The sequence below is a fragment of the Granulicatella sp. HMSC30F09 genome (assembly GCF_001806915.1).
GTDB classification, from domain to species: domain Bacteria; phylum Bacillota; class Bacilli; order Lactobacillales; family Aerococcaceae; genus Granulicatella; species Granulicatella adiacens.
Genome location: NZ_KV786427.1, coordinates 14,766 through 33,387, shown reverse-complemented (window position 1 = coordinate 33,387; position 18,622 = coordinate 14,766). Strand labels below are relative to the sequence as shown.

Here is an 18,622-nt window from a genome sequence, read left to right as displayed (position 1 = left end):
TTATTGTTCTCCTTTATATAATTCAGCGAGTAATTCCACTGAACGTTTTCTCTTTTCAATTGAACCGACGAGTGGAATAAATAAGAGCTCGTCAGGATTAGAGACTGCTCTTAGCGCCTCCATTTGCTCGTAAACTTCACGTGGATTTCCCACGATGAGTCGACTGCGGTTGCTTGCGATTTTCTCATGGTCCCGCTGTGTGAATTCATATTCTTCTACATCTTTTTGGGTTGGGAAGGTATGGAACTCCGTAAAATCCTGTTTTCCAAGCATCCATAAATCTAATGGTTTCGCCATCTCTTCGGCTTCTTCACTCGTGTCTGCAATAACCACAAATACCGCTAGTACAAAGTTACTTGGTTTGCTATGTGTTCCTGCTTTAAAGTTGCTGCGATATTTCTCGGAAAGACTTTTCGCCAACTCCACAGGGTCTTGAGGAATATATGGAAATACACCATACACAAAACTCAACCCTAGAGAGGCCGCAGACTCAATCGACTGACCTCCCATCCCAAGAAGGAACTGTTCAGGAACATTCTCAGCTTCTGGAACGACCACACCTTTACGACGAGCTTCATTCAAATACTGTTGGAGCTTTTCTAACCATTCGGCATATTGTTCTTTAGAATAATGCGACTCTAGGTGACGACCTACAAGCGGCGTACCTGGCGAATTACCAAGACCGATATCCACACGCCCTGGGAATAGTCCTTCTAGCGTTGACATGATTTCCGCCACCTTATAGGGTGAGTAATGCAAACCCATGATTCCACCCGAACCAATATGGATGTTCTTCGTGTGGCTGGCAAGGTACGCAATCACCACTTCTGGAGCACAAATCGAGAGTGCTGGCACATTATGATGTTCACTCACCCAGAAACGATGAAATCCAAGTTCGTCTGCTAATTGCGCCAACTCCAGCGTTTCACGAATAGCCTCTCTACTCGTCTTCCCTTCATCTACGAGGCCGTAATCTAACAGACTAATTTTCACCTGTCTCTCTCCCCTCGTAGTTCGCTTCAAGGCCTCTGAAGAAATCTCTGGCTTCTTTTTCAAGTGACTCTCCAAAGTCCATTAAAGGTACGATATCTTTGAAAGCCGCCTTTGGAATCGCTAATGCTTCAAGGGCTTCTGGTTTAATCGTTAATTGAATCTCTGATTCGTTGCCTTCTTGAATCTTCATGGCAAATTCTGGATCCGTGATAAATGGTGTTGAAAGACCGACTAAGTCTGCATTTTCTAATGCTTCGAGGGCTTTTTCTTTAGAATTAATGCCTCCTGAAGCAATCACTGCTACTCGACCTTTTAAGCGTTCATAGACGACTTTATTAACGAGTTCGCCTTGATGTGGCCCTTTGGCACGAACTTTATTTCTGAAGACATCGTGTCCCCAGCTTGCAATAGCTAAGTAGTCAATGTTCACTTTTTTTAGCGCCTCTTCGAAGAACTCAAGAAACTCATCCACAGTGTATCCAATTTGATTTCCGCGCGTTTCTTCAGGCGTCGCTCTAAAACCTAAAATAAAATCATCTGTGGCATATTCATCAATCACTTCTTGAACCGCCGTTAACACTTCCATCCCGATTCTCGAACGGTCCTCCAACGTCTTACAGCCATATTCATCTGTACGCTCATTAGAGAAAGTTGAGAAGAAGGTTTGGATAAGTAGTCGTTGTGCCGATGAAATTTCTAACCCGTCGAATCCAGACTGAATAGCAATTTGTGCAGCACGGCGATAATCTTCGATAATGCCATGAATTTCTTCTACAGTTAATTCTTTCACTTCATGAGGGAACGGCGATTGTAATGTCATCGCACTTGGGCCATACACATAGCGGTCACGATTTAAGGCATGGCTTGCAAAACGTCCTGCATGCGTTAATTGCAGGATAGCTTTAGCTCCACCTGATTTCATCGCTTTAGCTAGTTTAGTTAAGCCTTCGATATCATCGAGGGAGGCTGCGCTAAATCCATACTCAAAAAGCTGTCCTTGCTTATTCACGTAAGCCGCCCCTGTAATTTGAAGGGCCGCTGAATGTGCACGACGCTCGGCATATTTTAAATCATCCTCTGTAATATGACCTTCTTTCGTTGAAGAGTTCGTCACCATTGGAGAAAGCACAAATCGATTGTCCAATGTGACTCCTTTTTTTAATTTGAAAGGCTTAAATAAAGCTTCTGTTTCTATCACACTTTCACTTCTTTCTACTGTTTTGTTACTTGTAATAATTGTCCTTGCTCAAACCATTCTGCAATTTGTAGGAGAAGGTCTTCTCTTCTCTTTGCAGCAGCGAGTTGCACACCAATTGGAAGTCCGTCTTTAGTATGGTGAACTGGCAAGCTAATTGCGGGTTGGCCTGTAATATTAAATCGCTGCGTAAACGGCGTATCGGCTACGCTCTCCTCAAACATTTCCCAGATTAGTTGCTGCTTTTGGTCTTTTGTAAAATCATCAATGCGAGTAAGTTTGGATTGTAAATCAGCAGATAATTCATACGGAACTAGACTCGGCGCGGGCTTGGCAACCGTTGGCAATAACAGCAAATCATACTGCTCGTGTAACTGCGCCATCTGATAAGCATAACTATCCCAACTGGATGCTACTTTTGAATATTCCATTCCTGAAATATCCAGTCCACTACGATAAATCGCCCATGTCATCAGTTCCATATCGTCTCGCGTTACTTGACGTCCAATCTGGCGTTCAATATTTTGGAACATCAACGCTGTTTCAACCGCACTGATAATATAAAAACCTTTTTGCAAAGCGATACCGTCGACTGGATCTTTTTGAAGAAGCGTTACAGAGTGCCCATGATTCTCAAAGAAATTCGCAATCTTCATCACCGCATCCACCGAATCCTTAGAGACCTCTTCTCCAACAGGTGACTGCAATAATACGGATACTTTTAAAGGTTTTAGCTTATCTGGTAGATAAAGTTCCTTGGCGCTTAGTTTCGGCAACGGGAACGGGCTTTCCATTTGGTACTCTTGCAGGTGGAATAATAAATTTCTCGTATCTTGGACCGTTTTCGTCAACGCAAAATGAACCGTTGCACCATTCCAGCTACGATATGAGCCTGGACCTGCAATCACACGCCCTCTGGAAGGTTTCAGTCCAATCAAACCATTATGGCTTGCGGGAATTCGGATTGAACCACCGCCATCACTTGCTGCAGCAATCGGCGTGATTCCACTTGCTACAACCGCTGCTGCCCCGCCACTAGAACCTCCTGCGTTTCGATCAAGATTCACCGCATTTCGAACGGGACCATGTAACAAGGAGTCACTCACTGTCTTAAAGCCGAACTCCGGCGTATTCGTACGTCCCAAAATAATAAACCCAAGATTTTCTAAGCGTTTGACAAAGTTATCTGTCTGCGTACTTTTTATATCTTTGAATAAACGTGAGCCATAGGTACAAATACTCCCTTTTTGCTCTTGTCCTAGATCTTTTAGAAAGAGGGGCACTCCCGCAAAAGGTTGATTTTTTAAAGAAAAACGTTTTGCTTTTTCTATGGCTTCCTCATATTGTGTATAAACGATAGCATTTAAGGAAGGATTCAATAATGTAGCTTTTTGAATAGACTCTTCAACTAATTCTAGTGGGCTAATTTCTTTTGATAAAACCATTTGCCCTAAAGTGGTTGCATCCAAAAACATCTTCCTCCCTCCTCTTCTCATACAATTTAATAACAGGCCATTATAACCATGAATTTGAGCGGATTTCAAAGATAAGATTCTATAAAGACACTAAAAAAAACAACATCAGAAATAATTCTTATTTCTGATGTTGTCGCCTTACTTCGAAGTATCCATTTGACTGTATTTTAAAAGAAAAATTAGTACACAGACTGATAATATGGAAATGAGACTTCCGATTTTCAACCCTGGCGGATCATAAGCCCAAACAATTTCATGTTCACCTCTAGTCAGTGTCACGCCCATAAACAAGTCCAATGATTTTTTCACCTCTTGTTTTTTTCCATCAACCAATACACTCCATCCAGAATGATAAGGAATCGTAAAGGTCGCAAATCCTTGATTCGAATCTGTAACTGTTACATGTGCTTTAACAGTCGAATTAGAGTAAGAATCAATCGTTATAGAATTTTCTTTTTTGGTTTGTTCTAAAGCATTTGCAAGTGTTGGAATATCCAGTTCATAAAATTTAACATCTTGAACATTCCATTCTTTGACCTTTCCTTTTTCAAAAGAAAAATTTAAGGATGAAGCAAGATTCCCATTCCCAATTGACCAAAGCTGATTCGAATGGAAGCGAACTTCATAAGAATAGTTCGTCCCGTCAAGCATCGCTTTAGATTTATTAATATTTCCTGATTGCGATACAGGGATTTGAACAAAATAAAGTTTATTTGGACTCATCGGTATCGTCCATTGGATTTGTGTCTCTTCCTCCTCATTAATCGCCGTAAACTTTTCTCCAGACTGATTTAGATTTTTAACAATCGGTTTAGGGATAGTGATTTCCTTGAGAGCTGAAGTCGAATTTAATCCAATGACTTCCAATAACTGATTGAGATTCGAAACCGGAGCATTTTGATTGAAGCGAACATTTCTAGCCGTCGATTCATTGGTTAAAAAGCCTAAGGAGAAAACATATGGATTCTTATAGACCGTATATTTTTCAAAGGTATCTTCTTTTAAATACAGGCCTCTCATATCAGGAAAAGCCGATTTCTCATCTCCTGTCATCATCATTCTAGAAACACCAAGGAGGGAATCGAGAATGACATTTCGATTGCTATAATTAGCGACTGATTGAGAAGTAGCTAAGCCTAATTGTCCCAACTTTTGAATCAACGAATACTCTAAGCTAGAAGTAAAATGAGAACCCCCATTGTAGCCAAACGCAATCGGAAAATTGGCATAGGAAAGTCCTTTATGAATTTCCATCCGCTGAAAATCATGGCGAGTTTGTCCATATTTTTCGTCAAACTTGGAGGCTAATGTCATTTGCTCTTGTATACTATCGCGACTGACAAAATAAGGAACCCTTCTTAAGCCCATAAAGGCGTTTAAAGCGAGTTCAAACAACACAATTCCACTCAATAGCTGATATCTTCTTCGAATATTGATTTTTGGAATAAAAACAATCATTAAAACGATTGTCCAAATGACGAAAGCGAGTATTTTTTGTGAGGCATCCACAATTTTTAGAGAAGTCATCAACGAAGCAACTAGGATACTCCCAAATCCGACAGATGTCACTATTACATGAGTCCAATTAAATTCAGCCTTCCATTTCATTAAGCTCTCTGAAGCAAGTACAAATAGAAACGAATTAGCAATCCAAGAGTTTCTAAAATAGAAGCCTACTGGTCTTTGTCCCATATGCCAAATTTGATCTAACCCTTGAATATGAAAAGACAATATCATTGCAACTAGCACAATGGACGCCATGATTTTTTTCCTTAAGGTAATTTCCCTGCAGGCATAAAAGGTGAACAACCCAAACAATCCTAGACTCCCGACAAATAGCTGAGGAAGTGCTTGCGGATCTCCCCATTCTTTTTCCCCGAAAGATCCTACGATAAATTTTTGACTCATTGAAACTAAGTCATTAACCGCTTTAAAGGACCATTCAAATGTACTACTAGCGCTGGCTTTGCTTTCTAATAATGCACTGAAAACAGGCAATAGCCAAAAAGCAGCCATCCCTACTCCAATGAGAGAAAAAAGAGCTACTCGCATGATTTTTGCAAAAGTTTCTTTCCATGATTGTTCTTCAGAAAAAGCGATATACATTGTGTATAGAATAATCAAAAGACACATCATATATCCTGTATAGAAATTGGTAATCAAACTCAGTGCTAAAAATACGGGAAGTTTTATGGATTTCTTTCCATGGAAAATATCCTCAATCCCCAAAAAGATAAAAGGAACATAAACCAAATTATCTAAAAAATTAGGATTATAATGCTGAGAAATGATAAAACCACTTAAAGTATAAGAAGTACATAATCCAACTGCAAGCCAGTATCGTTTCGATACAGCTTGATATTTTTTCTCTATAAAATAACCAAATACCACTCCCATAACTCCAAAACGAATTAAAGGAATGATATAACTGATGACATGAAAACTCGAGATAGGAAAAAGCACATATAAAAAAGTGAACGGACTTAAACTATTAAATCCCCACACACTCGGCATTGCTCCTCCTAATGATTTTTCAAATGACCAAAACAGTCCGCTAAAATCGCCATTCCAAAACATTTTATGTAATCCTATATATAATGGAAAGTATTGAGAAAGAAAATCTCCACTATGAATAGAACTTTTTGAAAAAGGGGTCAAACCTAAACATAGGAAGACCCCCAACATCAATATAAATGGAATAAGAAATAACGAACTATACTTTAATTTCAATTTTGAAATTGTCATTACAGTCTACTCCTACTGGATTAAATCCACTTTTTATAAATTGCAACTCCGTAAATTACGATAGAGAAAATAGAAATGATTAATCCTGCCATAAAGCCATCTGGTAAATAGGTCATCTCAATAGTATGTTCACCAGAAGTAATTGGAAAGGCTAATAAACTATCCCAAATTTTCTTAGTTCCAACTACTTTTCCATCTACCTTCACTGTCCATCCTCTATCATATGGAATACTTGTCATCATCCAAGTACTATCATCCGTAATATTTACAGTTCCTTTAAAATTACTTTGATTCCAGTGTTCTACTTTTAAACCTTGGCGTTGTCGTTCTTCGATAATGCGATTTGCTAAAGTGCCGTTCGTTCTTGCTAGACGTAAGCCTGAAAGGTTAAATTCTTCATTCGAATCAATTTCAATCGTCAAATCTACTGCTTTTCCAAGTGAGTTGTGAGCAATTTGAATTAATTGTGCTTGTTGGAATTTATTTTGGAAATCATAACTATTTCCATTCAGCAAAATTCTAACGTTATTTTTATTCGAATGAGAAAGAATCTGAGGAATCGATACCCAATAGTCTTCAGAAGACTGAGGAACTAAATGATACGTAATTTTTCCTGGTTTTGAAGAATCAATTCGTCGATACGTTTCAGGTTTTGAAGAATCAAACACTTCCATATTTTCTAATTGCACATCATTGGCAGCTAGAATCGTTAAGTAAGACTCACTCGTTTGTCCCATTGCTTGAACAATTTTATTATGGTTTTGAATAGGTTGATGATTTTCAAGTTTAACCTTCGTCGTATCATCATTCACTCCAAATGCAATTGGTAAAATTGGACCACCTTGATAAGTAATCGTTCTAATTGCTTCAAACACAGGTTCTTTAGTCGTAATATCTTTTCTGGTTACCATATTTCCAAATACATACATTTTAGAGGTATCCGGATATTCCTTCGTATATACAGGTTTTGGAGCCACTAAATATTTCACAGAGAATAGCGCATCTTGGAAAGGCGTTCCTTGATAATAAGTGGTAGCATTAATCCCGTTATTTCCTAATCGGTCAAATAAATCTCTCGTACTATTTTCTAAGTTAGAACTAAATACAGATAAGCCTGGATAGTCCACCATAAATGGATCATTTTTACTTAAATTAAATGATTTATTAATACGATAAAAATCAGAATGATCTGGTCTAATCGGATTAATCGCCTCTTTTAATTGAAGTACCGCATCATGATACTTATAGGCATCTGTATACCCCACTCTAGACTGAACAATAGCCGCATTTGCCGTCAGTTCAACCACCGTGAGAGCTGCAATAACGACCCATGGTTTCTTTACCTTTGTCCAGAATAAAGCAAGAAGGATAATCATATAAATTCCGATTGTGGCTATGCGTTGCCAAACCGTCAAGAATGAATGAGTTTGATACTGAACAATCACAAAAATAATGGCCATACCGACAAATAAAATACTCGCTTCTTTTGGAGTAAAACGTTCCATTTCTCTTAAACTTAAATAAGAAAGATAAATCAAGAAGAAAGCAATAATCCATGAAAAACGATAGAAGAATCCGGCCGGGTTTTGACCCATATGCCATAATTTACTTGTAAACTCATGGGCACATGAAATGAGGAAAATCGTTAACACAAATCCTGCAGCAATCTTGCCCCATTTTGTAATTTTATTAGAAACAAAATAGTAAATAGTCCCTAAAATACCTAAACTTGCAACATAAATATTTGGCAAGTTTGGTCCAGCTGGCCACGATTCATTGTCGAAAGCCCCTAAAAATAATTTAGCCAAAATTTCTAAAGGATTGATTTGCAAAGTCCATTCAAATTTTAAGGAGCTTTGTAATCCACCTTTTGTAGAAACTAAACTAATAATAATCGGCAATAGAATGACTGCAACCATCCCTACTGCAATAATGGAAGCACTCGCTAATTTCAACAAACGTTCAAACGTAATTTTGAAGTTCGTAAACTCTTTAGAGCGGATAATATAAAAGAATGCATAAATCACCACAAAGATACAGGTCATATAGCCCATATAGAAATGAACAAACAATGCAAGAGCAAGCATTCCAATATAGCCCTTAGGAGATTCATTATCTAAAACTTGTTCAACTCCGATTAATACAAGTGGCAAGACAATCATACCATCGTAAAAAATAGGGTTCATTTGATAACTAACATTAAACCCATTTAATGCATAGATTGTCGCTACAATTGGTAATAAATAGGCTTTTTTCTTTAAGCCATCATATCGCTTTACTAAAAAGTGCGTCATTGTTAGACCCATCGTTCCATAACGTAAGGCAATGGTCACAGGAACAACCCATTGGAAATTCTCTTCAGAAAACAATAGAAACAGAAAATTAAAAGGACTCAATAAATTAAATCCCCAAATTCCAAGCATTCCTCCTCCAATCGACTTAGAGAACGAATAGAAAAAACTGCTCCAATCTCCATTTAAAAATAAATGTTTAAAATAGGCATAGAGACCAATATATTGTGCATTAAAATCAACCGCCATTAATGATTTAGCACCAAAAGGGAAAAATCCATCTATGATCCAAGCTACGAGCATAATTAGCATCGGAGCTAGGAAACTAGCTAAATAGACTTTTTTCTTAGTTGTCATTTTGCTCTCCTTTCTGTGTCATGTTGGTTTGATCCACAAGATAATGAGGGCGTTTTTTAACTTCGTAATAAATTTTTCCAATGTATTCACCTAACACGCCGATAGAAATCAGTTGAATTCCTCCAAAAAGAACTACTGAAAAAATAGTTGTGAAATATCCACTAACCATCGTGTCAGGGGCTACAAAATATTGTACAAATGACCACAATACATAAGCGACTGAAATCATTAAACAGAAAAGACCTAAGTTAATACACATTCGCAATGGTTTGTCATTGAAAGATAAAATCCCTTGAATAGCATAATTCAACGAAAACTTCAATGAGTACTTGGTTTCTCCCACTGTACGTACTTGATTTTCATATTCAATTACTTTTTCTTTGAAGCCAATCCAAGAAAAAATTCCTTTAGAAAAACGGTTATATTCTTGTAAAGATAAAATGGCACGAACGGCTTTACGACTGAATAAACGGAATTCTGATACTCCATCCATTAATTCAATGTCCATCATCTTATTGGCTAATTTGTAAAAATGTTTTGCTAAAAACGTACGGTGCGGTTTCTCTCCTGTCCGTGTACGTCTCGCGCTAACAACATCATAGCCTTCTTGATAAGCCGCTATCATCTTAGGTAATAGTGCAGGAGGATGTTGTAAGTCTCCATCCATTAAAATCACAGCTTCCCCAGTTGCGTATTCAAGACCTGCTATCGTCCCAGCTTCTTTACCAAAATTTCTACTAAAACTAATGTATTTTACGCGAGAATCTGCATCTGCAATGGCCAGCATTTTCTCAAAAGTACGATCTTTACTCCCGTCGTTAATAAAAATTAATTCAAATTCAGCTTGTGTGATTTGATTAATTTCTTTTACTAAAGCATCATACATTTTTTGAATCATATTTTCTTCGTTATAAAATGGAATTACAATCGATAATTTCATTGATTCATTCCCCCAATCCTTAAAAAATTCGCTATCCCTATCATATCATTTTTTCATGAGTAGTGCTTCCAAAAATGAATATTTTTATAAAAAAAGAGAAGCAACCTTCGATAAAAGGTCACTTCTCGTATAAAAAGACTAGATTTCTTTTAAATTTTTAATCAATACATTGGTTCCCAATAACCCGAGTAGTAATATGCTAAAGACCACAATAAAGCAAACCATAAAAAATTCTTCTGGCAAAGCTAAAATAATAGGATCTTTCTTGGGATCAAAAATCCAAGCATCATTGTTAAAAAAGAGCTCATGAAATTTAATAAACAATGTATTAAAAAAGCTTGCAATACCAACACAAACGAAAATCGGAACAAGAACTAGCCACCGAATTGGCCTTCTCAAAAGCCATGTTAGACGCCTTTGTTTTAAGGACCGAATTCCAAAAAAGCTGACTAAACCAGATGAAAGGAATATCGCAAAATTAATAAAGAATAGCCTTTTGACTTCAAAAAAATGAAATAATCCTTGCTGAGAACTCGTAAAATTACTCATCACCAGTGAATCATTCAATGGATTCGTCAAATATCCTATCAGTTCATGATAATTTGTTTTAAGAACATCTGCACTGTATCCAGTCATTTTTTCTACTCCAAACCACTGAATGGACCAATGGTATAGAGGTTCGAAAAAGATCACAAAGGTAATTCCTAAACTTAACCAGAATAAAAATAGAGCAGTAGCGATCCCCCATTTTTGAACTCGATAAGGTCTCATTAAATGTTCCATTTACTCAAATCCTCTACTAAATGGGTTGGTTGTTCCTCTACGTTCAACAATGTTTCTTTTGTAGAAAATCCAGTTAAGACCATAATTGTATCCATTCCATATTGAATACCTGCTTGAATATCTGTTTGATAATTATCTCCAACCATGGCAATGTCTTCTTTTGAAAAATGTGAGTTAGGGAACTTCGTATTAAGATAGTCTAATGCTGATTCCATAATGATACTACTAGGTTTACCAATAACAATCGGTTCCACTTGGGTAGCTACTTTTAAGAATCCTGTTATTGCTCCTGAACCAGGAACAGGGCCTTTTTCACTCGGTAAATTGGAATCGATATTTGTAACAATATAAGTTGCTCCACCTCTAATAGCTAAAGTCGCTTTCTCTAAATCTTTATAAGTAACATTTCGATCTAAAGATTGTAGGACTAATTCAGGATTTTCTGAATCCAGTGTAAAGCCAGCTGCTTTTACTTGATTCTTAATTGCTTCTTCTCCGATTACCATAATACGCTCCACTGGGTAGTGCGATTTTATGTAATCTACAGCAGCAACGCCGCTCGTATACACTTCAGCTGTTTCAACATTTGTTCCATAATTTTCACGCAAGTTTTGAGCCACTTGTTCAGGAGTTTTCGTCGCATTATTTGTTACGAATAAAAACGGGATATTGGCTTCCTGTAGTCTTTTAATAAAAGCTTCTGCAGTGGGAATACGTTCTTTCCCCTTATACATAGTTCCATCTAAATCAATAAAATACGCTTTATACATTTATTTCCCTCTTTGTTGGTTCTCTCTAATATGAAATCCTTTTTTCTGAGGATTTTTAACGACACTTTTCTTCACCTTGCTACTTGAAGATTTTTCAACTTCTTTCATTGAGAAATGTTGCGAATTTGATTTCTTCGTTTTCGGTTTAAACGTTTTATCTCCATATTCCTTCATTGTCTCTTTTGGAATAAATTCTTTCAGATTAAAATCTTGTTCTTTTTTATTGCGCGGATTTGTTTCATTATTGCGACGCTTTTGACGATTTTGAGATTTCTCTTTGAATTTACGATTTTGTTGATTTCTCGCAGGAGCATCTAAATCTACTGGACTAAATACATGCTCTCGTCTTGGATTATTTTGGCGTTTTCTTTGAGAATTTCTCTCTCGTCTTGGACGTTGTGGTTTTTCTTCCTCAAGAACAGGTTTGTGTTTTGCCTCAGGATCTCTTTCTAATACAAAATACTGACAGCCGAAATTGCAATATTCCAAAATATACTCTTGTAAATAATCAATATCTCTATCTGGTGTTGCTAATTTATGAGAATGTTTAAAGAAGCCCTTTAATCGTAATTTTTCATGGCCCCAATCCCCTACAATATAGTCATAACGCTCAAAAATATCGTTATATCGTTCATTGAATGCTTCAATATTAAAGCCGTTTCTATAATCTTCAATGATTTGGTAATGTACCTCATCGACCAAAATTGTCTTTTCGTCCACTACCACCGCTCTTTTTGGTTCTTCTTCAGGATTCGTCACAATTTCTTGCAAAACTTGACTCAATTCATCTGAAAGCGTCTCTACGGTTTTCTCAGTCATGATAGTTCCTTTCTTTAAAAATTAATTCTTTTTCAATAATCGTTCTTAATAAATCTGGATATAAAATTTGGTTGATCCCTTTTTCTTCAATCATCGGGAAAAAAGGAACAAAACGCATATGGTCTGGGCACACAAATGTAATGATTTCATCGTCTGCTAAAACTTTTCCATCGACGATAATTTCTTCACCCTTTTTAGAAAAACCAGTATATAAGATCTCTCCAAATAGTTTACCACGAAAACCATATCCGCGAATAGCTTTTTTTAGTAATTCTTGTTGTTGTTCTTCAAAAACTCGGAGTAATTGTTTGAAATTTTTTACAGAAAATTGACTTTTATTTAAGTGAATCGGATGAGGCATACAGTCATGTAAATCAAACTTCGTTAACGCCCCCTTCTTAAACTCATGCACGAAGAGACCAGTATACGTAAATGCAATTGGAATCCCTGTTTGCCTAATCATGGCTTCAAGGGAAAGTTGTGCCAAGTCTCTTACTGAATAATCTGGAATCTGACGAAGAACAATATTTTCTTTGAGTAATTTGATTCCTTCTTCTAGGTAGATTTTTCCTTCATCTGTGGCAGAATCCTCTTTTAGCGTTTCAACTTCAATCATACTTTCTTCTAAAGAAATCAGCTTTTCTTTCTCGGTTTTTAAATGGAGCTCTCCAATGTAAGCACCATATTTGAACCCACCCGTTAAGAGTGTTTGGTTTACCCTTTTTCCTTCTTTAAATAAATGATGTGTGTGTGCTCCAAGAATCACTTGAATTTCTGGATACGATTCGGCTATCAAGGTATCCAAATCAATACCTAAATGGGATAAAAGGATAATTTGGTGTCCCTCACTAGCAAGTCTAGGAACTAATCTTTCAAGCGTTTTTAAAGGGTCTTCAATCCAATATCCATTCGGTTCATAACTTTCTGGATAGGAGGCTGTCAACCCTAATATTGCAATGCTACATTGTTCAATTTTTTCGAATTGGATTTCAGTTGCATAAGGCGGTGTTTCCCCTGTAGATTGCCACTTCACATTAGAGATAATGACTTTAAAATCCTTTTCCTTATAAGCTCCCTCTAGTTCTTTTGGAGTATAAGCAGTCCCTTCATTATTTCCCAGTGTTACAAAATCTATTTTTTGTTGATTTAAAAGGGTAGACGCAATTTGCCCATTTTTTGCTTCCACTAGAGGATGAACTCGATCAATCAAGTCTCCTAAATCAACTGCCCAAACAGTATGACCTAATTCTTCAAGTTCTTTCCTTCTAGCCCTCATAAAATTCGTTTGCGTTTTTAACGAATGAAAATTTGAGTGCATATCATTCACGTGAAGAATTGTTAAATCACTCATCAATTTCCTCATGACCAGCATTATTAAACAAGGTTGCTTCCGTCATTTTTTGTAAGTCTTTCGGTGCCAACTCCATTTGCAAACCACGCTTTCCAGCAGAGATACGAATGGTCTCATTTTGCATCGCACTCTCCTCAATAAAAGTTGGAAATTTCTTTTTCATACCGATTGGAGAGCAACCTCCGCGCACATACCCTGTAAGAGGTTCGAGCTGATCTAGAGATAGTAATTCAACTTTCTTATTCCCTGAAATTTTTGCCACCTGTTTTAAATCTAATTCCTTATGAGCTGCAATACAAGCAACTAGATGCCCTGTTCTATCTCCTGTTAACACAATCGTTTTATACACTTCTTCAACAGGAATCCCCATTCCGTCTGCAGCATGAAGCGCATCTAAATGAGCTGTGTCTACATCATACTCATGAATAACATAGGGGATCTTGGCTTGTTCTACCATTCTTACAGCATTTGTTTTGATTACTTTTTTCTTTTTCACGTGATATCACTCCTTCTTTTATTCTACCATAAGGAGCTTTCTAAATAAAATTCCGTTTGACATAAAAAACAACATCCCCTAAGAAAAAACTTAGAGGATGTTAGATTAACCTAGTAAGTTTAATCGACGAATAAAATCGTCATTGGACTTTGTTTCTTTCAACTGTTTCACTAGTTGCTCACTCGTCTCAAGCCCATCACCTTTAATCGAATGACGCACTTTCCATATTACATCAATGATTTCTTTTGAAAGTAACGTTTCTTCTTTACGCGTTCCTGAGCGCTTAACGTCAATCGCAGGAAACACTCTTCTTTCTGCAAGTTCTCTTGAAAGATGGATTTCTGAATTTCCAGTTCCTTTAAACTCTTCATAAATGACATCATCCATTCTACTTCCCGTTTCAACTAAAGCAGTCGCTAAAATCGTCAAACTTCCGCCTTCTTCAATATTTCTAGCAGAACCAAAGAATTTTTTAGGGCGATAGAATGCAGCAGGATCAATCCCACCGCTTAAAGTTCTTCCTGAAGGGGGAATCGTTAAATTATATGCTCTAGCTAATCGCGTCAAGCTATCCATTAAAATAATGACATCTCTCCCGTCCTCCACTAGTCGCAAAGCACGTTCTAATACTAATTCACTAATCTTAATATGATTTTCCGGTAGCTGATCGAACGTTGAATAAACCACCTCAGCGTTTACTGTGCGTTCAATATCCGTTACTTCTTCTGGTCGTTCATCGATTAATAAAATAATCAACTCAGCATCTGGATGATTTGTCGTAATTCCATTAGCAATTTCCTTTAATAGACTGGTCTTCCCTGCTTTTGGTGGAGCAACAATCAAGCCCCTTTGTCCAAAGCCAATCGGACAAATTAAATCAAGCATTCTAGAGGCGATTCGCCCTCTTGTTGTTTCCAAAATCATTTGCTTTTCTGGATAAAGTGGTGTAAGTCCTGGGAAATGATCTCTTTCTTTTGCCTCTTCGGGATCTTTTCCATTTACAAATCCCACTTGCATCAACCCATTGAACTTCTCTCCTTGGCGAGGAGGACGTGCAGTTCCACTCACTAAATCGCCATTTCGAAGATCAAAGCGTCTGATTTGAGAAGAAGAAATGTAAATATCTTCTTGGCTACTTGAGTAGTTGATGGGTCTAAGGAATCCAAAACCCTCTGCACGATTAATATCCAAGACCCCTTCTACTTGAAAAAATCCTGTAGCTTCTTCTTGGGCGCGAATAATCGCAAGTGCCAATTCCTTTTTATTCATCTGACCGTAATAAGGAATTTTATAATGTTTAGCAAAGCCGTACATCTCTTTTAAAGTCTTTTCTTGCAAACTTTGCAAGGTTACAGTTTCTACTTGTTCTGGCATATTGTCCCTTCTTATTCTTCAATCATCGTAATATCTGCACCGAGAGCCTGAAGTTTCTCAACAATATTTGAATAACCTCTAAGAATATGTTCAATATTAGAAATCTTAGTCGTTCCTTCAGCCATTAATCCCGCGACTACAAGTCCAGCTCCAGCACGAAGATCACTTGCAGCAACTTCTGCACCTACTAGAGGCGTTGGTCCTTCAAATGTAATAATATCTTCAATCACTTTTCCATGGGCTCCCATACGATTTAATTCTGGAACATGCCCAACACGTTTTGGATAAATGGTATCTACAATCATTGCAGTCCCATTTGCTTTCATAAATAATGGCGTAATCGTTTGTTGCAGGTCTGTAGCAAATCCTGGATACGGCATGGTTTTAATATTCACTGCCTTAAGATTTGTAGAAGGATAAACATAGATATCATCCTCTCCAACTTCCATCTTGACGCCCATCTCATCCATCTTTGCAATGAGACTTTCTAAGTGTTCAAAAATTACGTTTTTAACGCGAACCCCTTCTCCAACTGCTGCGGCAACTGATAAATAAGTTCCTGCTTCAATGCGGTCAGGGATAATTGTATGACTACATCCGTGGAGTCTTTCTACCCCTTCCACACGAATCATACTTGTTCCTGCCCCTTTAATATTAGCACCCATTTTATTTAACAATGTGACCACATCGATAATTTCTGGCTCACGAGCAGCGTTCTCAATAATCGTTTTTCCTTTAGCACGAACAGCGGCTAATAAAACGTTAATGGTCGCCCCCACAGAAACGACATCCATATAAATTTTAGTACCTACTAGACCTTCTTCATCAGTTGATAAATAGATTGCCCCATCATGATCTTCTACTTTTGCACCTAAAGCGTTGAATCCTTTTAAATGTTGATCGATTGGTCGTGGTCCTAAGAAACACCCGCCAGGAAGTCCTACCACACCTTCTCCAAACTTCGCAAGAGTTGCTCCCATAAAATAATAAGAAGCTCTCATGCTTTGGATTTTTCCTTTTGGCATTGGAATAGATTTCATTTCCGTTGGATCAATGGTCAATGTGCCATCTACATATTCTGTTTTCACGTTAAAATCATTTAAAATCTCAATTAATGCAGCAACATCTTGGATGTCTGGTACACCTTCTAATACTACTGGTTCTTCGGCGATAATAGCAGCCGGAATTAAAGCTACTGTACTATTTTTTGCTCCACTAATGGTCACTTCACCTTTTAATGGTTTCCCACCGTTAATGACTAATTTTCTCATACTAAAATTCCTTTCACTAAATCTTCTCAGTTATTATACCATGTTCCTATAAGAATCTGCTATATTTTAACCATTTACAGCAATTGTTAACCTGCATAAAAAATACAGTTGACAATCAGTTGAAATCTGTTACACTTAAAAACATGAATATTGACGAAAGGAGGCTATTATGAGTACTAAACAGGAAGTTTTACGTCTATTATATAGCACCGTAGACAAACCCCTTTCTGGACAAGATATCGCTGACCAATTGAAACTTTCTCGAACCGCAGTATGGAAAGCTATTCAGCAATTAAAAAAAGACGGTTACGAAATTACCTCAAGCACAAAAGTAGGTTATCAATTATCCAGACAGACAGATTTGTTAACCCTTGAAGGCATTCGGACTCATCTAGGTGAACAATTACAAGATTGGGATATTCAAGTCTTTGAAACAACCACTTCAACCAATGATTTAGCTAAAAATTATGGTGCTTCAGGAGAAAGGGTTCCAACCTTTTTTATTGCCGAAGAGCAAACTGCAGGACGTGGTCGTCTCGGAAGAACCTTCCTCTCACCTCCCAAATCTGGTTTATACATGAGCATCTGTATTTTTCCTGAAGGTGATTTGGATAGTATTTCATTAATCACTTGCGCTACGGCTGTTGCCGCAACGCGTGCAGTAGAATCTTTCATTCACGAAACCGTCGGAATCAAATGGGTAAACGATCTCTACTACCACGATAAAAAGATTGCTGGCATCTTAACAGAGGCGGTAACAAATATTGAAGCTCAAAGGGTGGATGCGTTGATTGTTGGCATGGGAATTAATTTGCATATCGACGACGCCATTATTCCAGAGGACTTAAAACCAATTATCGGTTCCCTCTTTTCTCCGCAAGATATTCCCAAAAGTTTTAGCCGCAACGAATTTGTAGCTCGTTTCCTTAAAGAATGGAATCAATGCTACGAGGCCATCAATTCGGGTAAGCGTGACTTCATGGAAGAGTATAAATCTCACTCGATTATTGTCGGAAAGAAAATCAATGTCATTAGCGGTATGAAAACATACCCCGCCACTGCAAAAAGCGTGGACAATAACGGTCATCTCATCGTTCAAACAGACGATGGATCCATTCATTCATTATCATATGGCGAAGTAAGTATTCGCCCAGAAAATTAAATCATTAGGAGTTAAACACATGAAAAAATTATCAATTCAAACAATTGTACTTGCTGCACTTTTTGGTGCACTCTGCTACGTATCTAGCTACTTAAAAATCCCGCTTGGTCCAGTACCATTCTCAGCACAAACGGCCACAGTGATTTTGTCATCACTACTCTTGCCACCAGTTGCTGCATTTGCTGCTCAATTTATTCACTTCCTATTACTTTTCTTATTAGGAGGAGGTACTGCATTATTCATTTCTCCATCATTTGGTTTTGTAATTGGATTTATGGTTGCTGCACCTGTCATCTCATTTATTGGAAACCGTATCAACAATATTTTTGGATGGGTTCTGGCCGCACTTGTTGGTGAAGTCATTTTCTACGTCATCGGAATTCCATATATGACTTTCGTTCTCTTAAGCATTAAGATGCAAGAACTAAGCCTTCAACAAATCCTTGGCTTCGGTTTATATCCGTTCATTCTTCCTGATTTAGGAAAATTAGTCATTGCAGTCTTTCTTGCAGATCGTATTAAAGTTCTTACAAAAAAACACAATTAAAAATATAAAAAATAAGCTAGGCTTAATGCCTAGCTTATTTTTTTGTGTATTCT

15 protein-coding genes are annotated in these 18,622 nt (G+C 37.4%); 2 read left to right on the top strand and 13 right to left on the bottom strand.

All coding sequences use genetic code 11. The features are described from left to right. The 13 genes from HMPREF3103_RS05390 to HMPREF3103_RS05330 form a co-directional block, all read right to left on the bottom strand. A complete protein-coding gene (locus HMPREF3103_RS05390; RefSeq protein WP_070438008.1) occupies positions 1 to 993 on the bottom strand; it encodes an MsnO8 family LLM class oxidoreductase in 993 nt (330 codons plus the stop codon). Continuing rightward, positions 983 to 2,191 carry an NADH-dependent flavin oxidoreductase gene (locus HMPREF3103_RS05385; protein ID WP_070438006.1) on the bottom strand — a complete coding sequence of 403 codons (1,209 nt, stop codon included), beginning with the start codon at positions 2,189 to 2,191 and terminating at the stop codon, positions 983 to 985. Before HMPREF3103_RS05385 ends, HMPREF3103_RS05390 begins: the two co-directional genes overlap by 11 nt. A gap of 14 nt (positions 2,192 to 2,205) precedes the next feature. Continuing rightward, the gene (locus tag HMPREF3103_RS05380) at positions 2,206 to 3,663 is read right to left on the bottom strand and encodes an amidase (protein ID WP_070438003.1); all 1,458 of its coding nucleotides are present in this window, start codon (positions 3,661 to 3,663) and stop codon (positions 2,206 to 2,208) included. A gap of 138 nt (positions 3,664 to 3,801) precedes the next feature. Beyond that, the gene (locus HMPREF3103_RS05375) at positions 3,802 to 6,408 is read right to left on the bottom strand and encodes a YfhO family protein (RefSeq protein ID WP_070438000.1); all 2,607 of its coding nucleotides are present in this window, start codon (positions 6,406 to 6,408) and stop codon (positions 3,802 to 3,804) included. A gap of 20 nt (positions 6,409 to 6,428) precedes the next feature. Then, the gene (locus HMPREF3103_RS05370) at positions 6,429 to 9,056 is read right to left on the bottom strand and encodes a YfhO family protein (protein WP_049555753.1); all 2,628 of its coding nucleotides are present in this window, start codon (positions 9,054 to 9,056) and stop codon (positions 6,429 to 6,431) included. After that, positions 9,046 to 9,996, bottom strand: a complete 951-nt coding sequence (locus HMPREF3103_RS05365) for a glycosyltransferase PgfS (RefSeq protein WP_005606866.1) — start codon at positions 9,994 to 9,996, stop codon at positions 9,046 to 9,048. The genes HMPREF3103_RS05370 and HMPREF3103_RS05365 overlap by 11 nt, the downstream gene beginning before the upstream one ends. Positions 9,997 to 10,134: 138 nt before the next feature. Next, complete coding sequence (locus HMPREF3103_RS05360; RefSeq protein ID WP_005606868.1) at positions 10,135 to 10,779, bottom strand: TIGR01906 family membrane protein; 645 nt, start codon at positions 10,777 to 10,779, stop codon at positions 10,135 to 10,137. Then, the gene (locus HMPREF3103_RS05355) at positions 10,767 to 11,549 is read right to left on the bottom strand and encodes a TIGR01457 family HAD-type hydrolase (protein ID WP_070437997.1); all 783 of its coding nucleotides are present in this window, start codon (positions 11,547 to 11,549) and stop codon (positions 10,767 to 10,769) included. Before HMPREF3103_RS05355 ends, HMPREF3103_RS05360 begins: the two co-directional genes overlap by 13 nt. Next, positions 11,550 to 12,368, bottom strand: coding sequence for a YutD family protein (locus tag HMPREF3103_RS05350; protein ID WP_070437994.1), 819 nt, complete (start codon positions 12,366 to 12,368; stop codon positions 11,550 to 11,552). It lies immediately after the preceding gene. Then, positions 12,361 to 13,719 carry a bifunctional metallophosphatase/5'-nucleotidase gene (locus HMPREF3103_RS05345; protein WP_070437991.1) on the bottom strand — a complete coding sequence of 453 codons (1,359 nt, stop codon included), beginning with the start codon at positions 13,717 to 13,719 and terminating at the stop codon, positions 12,361 to 12,363. The genes HMPREF3103_RS05350 and HMPREF3103_RS05345 overlap by 8 nt, the downstream gene beginning before the upstream one ends. Beyond that, positions 13,712 to 14,215 (bottom strand): Cys-tRNA(Pro) deacylase, encoded by a 504-nt coding sequence (ybaK, locus tag HMPREF3103_RS05340; RefSeq protein ID WP_070437988.1) that lies wholly within the window; start codon positions 14,213 to 14,215, stop codon positions 13,712 to 13,714. The genes HMPREF3103_RS05345 and ybaK overlap by 8 nt, the downstream gene beginning before the upstream one ends. 105 nt (positions 14,216 to 14,320) lie before the next feature. Beyond that, positions 14,321 to 15,589 (bottom strand): transcription termination factor Rho, encoded by a 1,269-nt coding sequence (rho, locus tag HMPREF3103_RS05335; RefSeq protein ID WP_070437985.1) that lies wholly within the window; start codon positions 15,587 to 15,589, stop codon positions 14,321 to 14,323. 11 nt (positions 15,590 to 15,600) lie between these two features. Continuing rightward, on the bottom strand, positions 15,601 to 16,860 hold the full coding sequence (locus HMPREF3103_RS05330; RefSeq protein ID WP_070437982.1) for a UDP-N-acetylglucosamine 1-carboxyvinyltransferase: 1,260 nt from the start codon (positions 16,858 to 16,860) through the stop codon (positions 15,601 to 15,603). Positions 16,861 to 17,029: 169 nt separating this feature from the next. Between HMPREF3103_RS05330 and HMPREF3103_RS05325 the strand changes: the two genes are divergently transcribed. Further along, on the top strand, positions 17,030 to 18,022 hold the full coding sequence (locus HMPREF3103_RS05325) for a biotin--[acetyl-CoA-carboxylase] ligase (RefSeq protein ID WP_070437979.1): 993 nt from the start codon (positions 17,030 to 17,032) through the stop codon (positions 18,020 to 18,022). A 19-nt stretch (positions 18,023 to 18,041) separates the two neighbouring features. Beyond that, positions 18,042 to 18,569 carry a biotin transporter BioY gene (locus HMPREF3103_RS05320; RefSeq protein WP_070437976.1) on the top strand — a complete coding sequence of 176 codons (528 nt, stop codon included), beginning with the start codon at positions 18,042 to 18,044 and terminating at the stop codon, positions 18,567 to 18,569. Positions 18,570 to 18,622 lie beyond the last annotated feature (53 nt).

What these genes read in the sequence shown, in the direction of transcription:
- HMPREF3103_RS05380 (WP_070438003.1), bottom strand. Translation starts at nt 3,663, where the DNA reads ATGTTTTTGGATGCAACCACTTTAGGGCAAATGGTTTTATCAAAAGAA.
- HMPREF3103_RS05375 (WP_070438000.1), bottom strand. Translation starts at nt 6,408, where the DNA reads ATGACAATTTCAAAATTGAAATTAAAGTATAGTTCGTTATTTCTTATT.
- HMPREF3103_RS05370 (WP_049555753.1), bottom strand. Translation starts at nt 9,056, where the DNA reads ATGACAACTAAGAAAAAAGTCTATTTAGCTAGTTTCCTAGCTCCGATG.
- HMPREF3103_RS05365 (WP_005606866.1), bottom strand. Translation starts at nt 9,996, where the DNA reads ATGAAATTATCGATTGTAATTCCATTTTATAACGAAGAAAATATGATT.
- HMPREF3103_RS05360 (WP_005606868.1), bottom strand. Translation starts at nt 10,779, where the DNA reads ATGGAACATTTAATGAGACCTTATCGAGTTCAAAAATGGGGGATCGCT.
- HMPREF3103_RS05355 (WP_070437997.1), bottom strand. Translation starts at nt 11,549, where the DNA reads ATGTATAAAGCGTATTTTATTGATTTAGATGGAACTATGTATAAGGGG.
- HMPREF3103_RS05350 (WP_070437994.1), bottom strand. Translation starts at nt 12,368, where the DNA reads ATGACTGAGAAAACCGTAGAGACGCTTTCAGATGAATTGAGTCAAGTT.
- HMPREF3103_RS05345 (WP_070437991.1), bottom strand. Translation starts at nt 13,719, where the DNA reads ATGAGTGATTTAACAATTCTTCACGTGAATGATATGCACTCAAATTTT.
- rho (WP_070437985.1), bottom strand. Translation starts at nt 15,589, where the DNA reads ATGCCAGAACAAGTAGAAACTGTAACCTTGCAAAGTTTGCAAGAAAAG.
- HMPREF3103_RS05330 (WP_070437982.1), bottom strand. Translation starts at nt 16,860, where the DNA reads ATGAGAAAATTAGTCATTAACGGTGGGAAACCATTAAAAGGTGAAGTG.
- HMPREF3103_RS05325 (WP_070437979.1), top strand. Translation starts at nt 17,030, where the DNA reads ATGAGTACTAAACAGGAAGTTTTACGTCTATTATATAGCACCGTAGAC.
- HMPREF3103_RS05320 (WP_070437976.1), top strand. Translation starts at nt 18,042, where the DNA reads ATGAAAAAATTATCAATTCAAACAATTGTACTTGCTGCACTTTTTGGT.